The 1,058-nt window shown below is 72.1% G+C and carries 1 protein-coding gene; it reads right to left on the reverse strand.

Going from position 1 to position 1,058, the window contains the following annotated elements:
* On the reverse strand, positions 1–1,028 hold a 1,028-nt coding region (gene fxlM / locus B207_RS0106800; protein ID WP_035740202.1), incomplete at its 3' end, for a methyltransferase, FxLD system.
* Positions 1,029–1,058: the final 30 nt, after the last annotated feature.

Consider the following 1,058-nt stretch of genomic DNA (forward strand, 5'->3'; position numbering starts at 1 on the left):
GGTCCGTGGGCGGTGACGCCGAGTTCGTCGGTGTCGGGTGCAAGGGGACGCAGGGTGACGTAGGCGATCGTGGAGCCGTCGTGGATGGTGGCTCCGGCCCAGCGTCGCGTCGGGGTGAGCTGGCTGTCGTGGCGGATGGTGGTGTCGACGGCGAGGCGGCCGAAGCGGGTGCCGGCGGTGACGAGCCATAGGTCGAGGTGCGCGGTCGGTTCGTCGTCGTGGATCGTCAGCCCGGTCCACAGGCTGTGGGGTGGGCTGTCCACCGCGGCGCGTAGCGCCGGCTCGTCGGCGGGGTCGTGGTCGTCGACCCGTAGGACGACGCCGTCCGCAAGGGTGAGGGCGTGTCCGCTGTGGGCGTCGGCGCCCCGCAGGGGGACGAATCCGCAGACGAGCGCCGAGCGGCTGACCAGCCGGCCTGGCTCGACCGTGTCGAGCGGGAGCGAGCGGGTGAGGCCGCTTCCGTGTAGTCGGAGGGGGACGACGATGCGGCCATCGGGGCCGAGCTGGTTCCACCAGGCCCGCGCCAGGTCCCATGCCCCCGCGGTGATCACGATGCGGTCATAGGGTGCCCCGGCCGGGTGGCCGGCTGCACCGTCACCATGGATGACGTCAACGCGCTCGTAACCGGCTGTGGCCAGCGCGCTGCGGGCGCCCGCGGCGAGCTCCTCGTCGATCTCGATGGTGGTCACATGCCCGGTCGGGCCGGTGAGCTCGGCGAGGAGGGCAGCGTTGATGCCGGTGGCGGTGCCGATCTCCAGGACGTGGTGGCCGGGGTGGACGTCGGCTTGTTCGAGCATGGCCGCGACGAGGTTGGGCTGCGAGGCCGAGGACGTCGCGGTGCCGTCGGGGGCGCGGCGAGTAACGATGACCTGTGGCGCGTAGGCGGTCTCGAGGTCGACCTCGGGCAGGAACAGATGCCGCGGCACTGCGCGGAACGCGGCTTCGACCTGGGCAGTTCGGAATGTGTCCAAGCGGCGGATGTCGGCGACGAGGTCGTCGCGGAGCTGCTCGGGGGTGCGGGTGGTCATCGTGGTCACCGTTCGTCAGGGGTCGGGCCG

The sequence above is a fragment of the Parafrankia elaeagni genome (assembly GCF_000374165.1).
In the GTDB taxonomy this organism is placed as follows: domain Bacteria; phylum Actinomycetota; class Actinomycetes; order Frankiales; family Frankiaceae; genus Parafrankia; species Parafrankia elaeagni.